Origin of the sequence: uncultured Granulicatella sp. (assembly GCF_963528315.1) — a bacterium.
In the GTDB taxonomy this organism is placed as follows: Bacteria; Bacillota; Bacilli; order Lactobacillales; family Aerococcaceae; genus Granulicatella.
The window spans coordinates 1-6903 of the sequence record NZ_CAURVV010000064.1 but is presented as its reverse complement, the minus strand read 5'-3'; the positions used below and the strand labels follow the sequence as shown (position 1 = coordinate 6903).

At 34.2% G+C, this 6903-nt stretch carries 5 protein-coding genes; 1 reads left to right on the top strand and 4 read right to left on the bottom strand.

Annotated elements, in window-relative coordinates; translation table 11 throughout:
- Positions 1-104: 104 nt before the first annotated feature.
- The 4 genes from RYK07_RS08595 to RYK07_RS08580 form a co-directional block, all read right to left on the bottom strand.
- Positions 105-1898 carry an oligopeptide ABC transporter substrate-binding protein gene (locus RYK07_RS08595; RefSeq protein WP_314853458.1) on the bottom strand — a complete coding sequence of 598 codons (1794 nt, stop codon included), beginning with the start codon at positions 1896-1898 and terminating at the stop codon, positions 105-107.
- Positions 1899-2111: 213 nt separating this feature from the next.
- A complete protein-coding gene (locus RYK07_RS08590; RefSeq protein WP_314853457.1) occupies positions 2112-3851 on the bottom strand; it encodes a M3 family oligoendopeptidase in 1740 nt (579 codons plus the stop codon).
- 69 nt (positions 3852-3920) lie between these two features.
- Positions 3921-5273: a PFL family protein gene (locus RYK07_RS08585; RefSeq protein ID WP_314853456.1), complete on the bottom strand. Its 1353-nt coding sequence runs from the start codon at positions 5271-5273 to the stop codon at positions 3921-3923.
- 8 nt (positions 5274-5281) lie between these two features.
- On the bottom strand, positions 5282-5554 hold the full coding sequence (locus RYK07_RS08580; RefSeq protein ID WP_314853455.1) for an ACT domain-containing protein: 273 nt from the start codon (positions 5552-5554) through the stop codon (positions 5282-5284).
- Positions 5555-5696: 142 nt separating this feature from the next.
- On the opposite strand from RYK07_RS08580, the gene RYK07_RS08575 reads away from it, so the two are divergent.
- Positions 5697-6566, top strand: a complete 870-nt coding sequence (locus RYK07_RS08575) for a helix-turn-helix domain-containing protein (RefSeq protein ID WP_314853454.1) — start codon at positions 5697-5699, stop codon at positions 6564-6566.
- Positions 6567-6903 lie beyond the last annotated feature (337 nt).

Genomic DNA, 6903 nt, shown 5'->3' with positions numbered 1-6903 from the left:
TAGTACAGGAAAATTTGAGACCTTAGGCTCAAATTTTAGCAATGAGACTCGCATTTGCGAGGCTGCTTGCGTCCTCCGCTACTTACAGGGAAGTCATATAAAAATTATTTAGAAGGTGTTTCTGAAACAACTTCAAGTTGGTATAAAGCAGATTTAGAATCTTTATTACCAATTTCAGAGTTCATGAATTTCACACGTTTATTCACGGCAGTTACTGAATCACCAATTAAAGTTGGGAAGATGAACGCTTGATCGTGAACATATTTTTGCCATTCTTTGTAGAATTCTACATTTTTAGCATCATCAAATGCATCAGTTGAACTGATTTTAGCCATGATATCATTACCTTCTTGGCTTACGAAACGAGCGAAGTTGAACTTAGCAGCTTCACCGAATAAGTTAGATGGGTTTGGATCATAACCTGTTCCCCATCCACCAGCGAACATATCGATTTCTGGATCATCAGCTTGAACTTTTTCATAGAATACATTTGATTCAAGAGTACGGCCAGTGTAAAGTTTTACATCTAAACCAATTTCTTTCCACCATAATAGATATTGTTGGATTAATGATTCGTTTGCATCGTCACGAGTACGTGCTGCAAAGTTAATAGATAATTTAGAACCATCTTTGTTTTCACGTAATCCATCTCCATCAGTATCTTTATATCCAGCTTCATCTAACATTTGTTTAGCTTTTTCTGGGTTATAATCAAATCCTTCTTGATTTGCATTGTAAATATCTTTGAAGAATGGGATGATGATTGAGTTTGTTCCACGTTGTAAACCATGGTACATACTTTCACCAGCTGCATTAATATCTAATGCATAAGCTAATGCTTGACGTAAAACTGGATCTTTCATTTTAGCATTTGGATCAGTGATATTTTTACCTTGTTCTTTATCGTATTTACCTAAGTGGAATGCGATATATTCATATTGAGAAGCAAATGAACTAATGAATGAAACGTTTGTTAAATCTTTGTATGCTTCATATTGCGCACTTGGCATTGAAGCAACATCATAGTTACCAGCTTTCATTTGAGAAACAATTGTATCTGGAGAAACAACTTCCATTACAACTTTATCTAATTTAGCACGACCTTTGTAGTAATGTTCGTTTGGTACTAATGTTACAGATTCACCAGGTGTAATTGATTCAATCTTGAATGGTCCAAGGCCTACACCTTTATTTCCACGTACATAGTCACTCTTTTCCCATTCAGCAACTGGAATAGTTGAGAAGATATGTTTTGGCATTACATAGTAAGGTAAAGCACCACCTGCTAATTGCATTGATGGACGCATTTGTTTGAAGTGAATTTTCACTGAGTAGTCATCTAATTTTTCTACCCCAGAAATTGAGCTAGCTTCACCACTGTGGAATTTATCCATTCCTTCAATATTTTGGTAGTTTGCATTATAACGAACACCTGTATAATCTTTATTACCGATAGCTTCAATTGCAAAAATATAGTCATCAATTGTTAAAGGTTGTCCATCTGACCATTTATAGTCTTTTGAATTTAATTTAATTGTTGCAGTTTTACCTTCAACGTCAAATTCAATAGAACCCAAACCTGTATTTGTTAATTTACGGTTTTCATCGTATTCAAATAATGTAGTATCAATTTGAGATGTAATAGATGAATCTGTTGAATCAGATGCTAATTCATCCATGAATAATCCTTTAAATGGAGATGCTGAAACTAATGCATATTTTAATGTTCCACCTTTAATTGGTGTACCTTCGTGAGTTACTTCAGATGCATATTTAGTTTTTGGTTGTGGAGTTCCACCTGTTGTTGTAGAATCACTTGATTGTCCTTTTCCACCACAAGCTGCTAATGTTAAAGCTACAGCTGCAGTTGAGAAAAATAATAGTCCTTTTTTCTTCATATTTCCTCCTGACTGTCAGACCTATATCAGAATTGTCTGACAATTAAATTAACTTCCTATACTTTAACAGTTTCTTAACAAAAAAGCAATCATTTTTTCTTAATTTTTTTCATTTTTTTTATGAAAATTTTATCATCTGTTATTTATCCTTTAGTACATCTATGTTTAAACATAAAAAAAGAGACGAAAAACTCGTCTCTTCTAGTACTATTCTTATTTATTTAATGGAGTTAAAGCAATAAATGCTTCAATAGACTCTGCTACTTCTGCTAATGCTTTCTTCCAGAATTCTGGAGTACTTACATCTACTCCTAAAACTTTAGCAGTATCTTCTACACTTGATACAGTAGTTGCACGAAGTAATTCTTGATATTTTTCTACAAAGCCTTCTGGTTGTTCTTGATAAATGGCATATAATCCTTTAGAGAATAATCCACCAAATGCATATGGGAAGTTATAGAAACTTAATCCAGTGCTATAATAGTGCGGTTTACATGCCCACATATATGGATGTAAGTAAGATTGATCTAATCCATCACCGTACGCTTCTTTTTGTGCAGATAACATCATTTCTTCTAAATCTTTAGAGAACATAAATGATTGTTCACGATTTTCAAAAACAGCTGACTCAAATAAGTAACGAGAATAAATATCTACAATAATTTGAGTAGTATCTTGTAATTGAGATTCAATTAATGCGATTTTTTCTTCATCACTTGCTTCTTTAATTGCTGTATTCATAATGATATTTTCATTAAATGTTGAAGCTGTTTCTGCAACTGGCATTGAATAATCTTGGTTTAATGGACGGTGATTTTCAATGTGTAGTCCGTGATATGCATGTCCTAATTCGTGCGCTAATGTTACAACGTCACTTAATGATCCAGTGAAGTTCGTTAACACACGTGATTGTTTAATCATTGGTAAGTTTGCACAGAATGCTCCCCCAACTTTTCCTTTACGAGGATAAAAATCAATATAGTGTTTATCAAAGAATTCTTCTGTCATTTCTGCTAAATCAGCTGAGAATGTTTTGAAGTTTTCAATTAAATAATCTTTTGATTCTTCTACTGTAAATGTACGACTGCTGTTTCCAACAGGTGCAAATAAATCATAGAATGGTAATCCATTTTCATGACCTAATAAAGCTGCTTTATGGCGTAAATATTTTCTAAAGTTTGGTAAATATTCACGGATTGCTTCTAATAGTGCATCTAAAGTTTCACGACTCATACGAGATGCTTCTAAAGTATGTGCTAATGGAGATTCAAATCCACGTAATTGTGAAGTTGTTAATACTTCTTTTTTAATATGGTTTAATGAGAAAGCAATTGGTTCTTTAATCGCATCATACATTTTTAACTCTGCTTCATACGCTGACTTACGTACTTCTGCATCGCTATCATATGCTTTTCCACGAATTTCACTTAAAGTAACTACTTCGCCTTTATATTCGCCTTGAGCACTTGACCACATGAAGTCGAATAATTGAGACCAAGCTTTTCCGCCACTAATCGACATTTTTGCTAAAACTTCTTCTAACTCATCACTTAATAAGTGAGTCGCATCTTTTTTAGCTTCTTCAAAATAATAACGATATTCTGCTAAGAAAGGATCTGTTGTAATATCTGTTTGAATCGTTCCTAAAAATTTTGAAACTTTCGCATAAGTAGCTTGTAAATCAGCTGAAACTCCTGCTAATTGTACTTCTACTTGTGTCGCTGTTTCATGCGTTGTATCTGTCGCTAATGTTAAATGAATATAATTATATAAACGACCTGTTAACACTGTTGATTCATCTAATAATTTTACAACTTGTGTAATTCCTTCAATAGAATCTTCTAATGTTAAACTTTCAAATTTTCCTTTTAACGCTTTATAAGCTTCTACATCTTGTTTAAATTCTTGACTTTCAAATGATGGGTATAAATCTTCTAATGTCCATTCATACATCTTTCATTCCTCCTCTTTTTTCCGTATCCTTTATTATACTGTATTTAGTACACTTTTTCCATGATAGAATTAGTTTTTCAATGATTGTACTGGAGCTGGAATTCGTCCACCACGGTTGACAAATAAGTCACAATTTCCCTCTTTAACAGGCATAATTGGAGCATATCCTAACAATCCACCAAATTCTACAGAATCTCCTACTTTTCCACCAGGAACAGGGATAATACGTACAGCAGTTGTTTTTGTATTAATCATTCCAATAGCAGCTTCATCCGCAATAATTCCTGAAATTGTAGTAGCAGAAGTATCTCCCGGAACAGCAATCATATCTAATCCTACGGAACATACCGCTGTCATTGCTTCTAATTTATCTAATGTTAAAACGCCGTTTGCAGCTGCTTCAATCATTCCTTCATCTTCTGAAACTGGAATAAATGCTCCACTTAATCCTCCAACTGCAGAACTAGCCATCATACCGCCTTTTTTAACAGCATCATTTAATAATGCTAAGGCAGCTGTTGTACCATGAGTTCCTGTAACGGATAATCCCATTTCTTCTAAAATACGAGCGACTGAATCCCCTACTGCAGGAGTTGGCGCAAGAGACAAGTCTAAAATTCCAAATGGAATTCCTAACATTTGACTAGCTTTTTGACCAATTAATTCCCCAACACGAGTAATTTTAAACGCAGTTTTCTTAACGATTTCTGCAATTTCTGTTAATGTTTCAGCTTCATGATTTTCAAGAGCAGCTTTTACAACCCCTGGACCAGAAACTCCAACATTAATGACCGCATCTGCTTCTCCACTTCCATGGAAAGCTCCCGCCATAAATGGATTGTCTTCTACTGCATTACAGAAAATCACGACTTTGGCACAACCAAATCCTTCTGGAGTAATTTCCGCTGTTTCTTTAATGATTTCTCCAACTAATTTCACAGCATCCATATTAATTCCTGCTTTTGTAGAACCAATATTGACGGAACTACATACGATATCTGTTACTTTCATGGCTTCTGGAATTGAACGAATTAACACTTCATCTGATGGACTCATTCCTTTTTGAACTAAGGCAGAAAATCCACCAATAAAAGATACGCCAATTGCTTTAGCTGCTCGATCCAATGTTTGTGCAATTGAAACATAGCTATCTGCTTTTGTAGCTGCTGCAATTTGAGCAATCGGTGTGACAGAAATACGTTGGTTAACAATTGGCACACCATATTGCAGTGATAATTCGTGAGCTGTTTTCACTAAATCTTTTCCGATACGAGTAATTTTGTTGTAAATATTTTGATTTAACACATCGATATCCGGATGAATACAATCATGTAAATCAATTCCAATAGTAATTGTACGAACATCAAAATTTTGTTCTTTTACCATCGAAATCGTTTCTAAAATTTCACTATGTTGAACCATTCCTTCACCTAACCAATCCGATGCATCGCTTCAAAAATTTCATGATTTTGAATACGAATATCTAATGCTAAAGTTTTTCCTTGTTCATGAATATAAGGAGCCAATTCTACAAATGGCATTTTACTTGTAGATACATCTACTAAGATTAACATTGTAAAATATTCATCCATAATTTCTTGAGAAATATTTACAATATTAATATTTTGTTCTGCTAATAATTTTGATACTTCATAAACGATACCGACACGATCTTTGCCGACAACTGTTACGACTGCTTTCATTTTCTCACTCCTTTAATAAAGTTGCTTCTATTGTATCGAATTTTCAAAAAAAATCCTAGTCAAAACTATAATTCCTTTTTCTTCTTTTTATTTCCAAGAAGTTTTAGTGTATACTACAAGAGAAGAAGAAAAGGAGACAGTTATGAAATACGAAGAATGGTTACAATTATTTCCAAATTCTAAAATGATACATCACATCCCAAAAGATGTAAGAGATTATGTTATTCCTTTGGAAGAAAATACTTATTTACAAATTCCTTATGAACAATTAACGAATCGTGAATTAGCTTTATTAGAAACCTTAAAAAAATCTCCACCAAAGGTAATAACCCAACTTTCACCTTGGCAACAGTATTTAGAACAAGGGGGACAATGCCCTTTTCAGTTGGAGAATCTTCAACTGATTCATGTTTGTTTAATTCAAAAAAATGAAGATTTTAATGAACAAGAATGGTTGGAGATGATGCAAGAGATTTTCGGAGATGTCATCACGAGTTTTTCTTGTTTTCCAAAGCATTATACGATTGTTCGAAAAGCGGATGTTGAGACGATTTCGACTCAGGAGTTGCAAGCAATTCATGCAACGGTTGAAGAAGATTTTGCGATTTCAATGAAGATTTTCATTGGAAATGTTTGGAAAATGTCAGAAGATATTCCTGGGATTTATCAAGCGGAGAAAGCTTTATTTGTGACGTATTTGCATGAGTCGAATAAGCAGACTTGTTTGGCTTTTGCGCCGATGGTTTTATGGGGATTTGCACAGAAAAAGTTAGATTTTTCTCCTATTCCCGAGACTTTGTATCAGCAGATGGTTCAAGATGAATTTCCTGATTTGATTGAGGCGTTGTGGCAAGAGCGTGGGACTTTAACGAAGGCGGCTACTCGTTTGTTTATTCATCGTAATACGTTACAGTATCGGATTGATCGTTTTGGGCAGTTGACGGGATTGGCGTTGAAAAATATGGACGATCTGACTCTCTGTCATTTTCTTTTGATGCAACAGGAATACTAAAAAAAACTCCACCATTCCTTTGATAGTGAGGTCGCAAGTAGCCACCTTCGGTGTCTCATTGCTAAAAATCAAGCCTCGGTCTTGATTTTTCCCTATAATATTAGCCTTTCATAGCTAATATTACTTTCACTATAAAGAAATGGTGGAGTATTTTTTTATATCCATATTGTATCGGGGCGTTTTTATTAAGGGAATTACGTACATAGTGAGGACGCCAGTAGCCAGCTTTGCTGTCTCATGGCTAAACTTCGAGCCTTGGTCTCGAATTTTATTTGAAACAAAGTACGAAAAAAAGACAAAAAGATACTACCTATGCTATAATGTAAGTGGAAAATTT

Bases quoted from the DNA above. Each gene is read 5' to 3' on its own strand.
- RYK07_RS08595 (WP_314853458.1), bottom strand. From the start codon at position 1,898: ATGAAGAAAAAAGGACTATTATTTTTCTCAACTGCAGCTGTAGCTTTA.
- RYK07_RS08590 (WP_314853457.1), bottom strand. From the start codon at position 3,851: ATGTATGAATGGACATTAGAAGATTTATACCCATCATTTGAAAGTCAA.
- RYK07_RS08585 (WP_314853456.1), bottom strand. From the start codon at position 5,273: ATGGTTCAACATAGTGAAATTTTAGAAACGATTTCGATGGTAAAAGAA.
- RYK07_RS08580 (WP_314853455.1), bottom strand. From the start codon at position 5,554: ATGAAAGCAGTCGTAACAGTTGTCGGCAAAGATCGTGTCGGTATCGTT.
- RYK07_RS08575 (WP_314853454.1), top strand. From the start codon at position 5,697: ATGAAATACGAAGAATGGTTACAATTATTTCCAAATTCTAAAATGATA.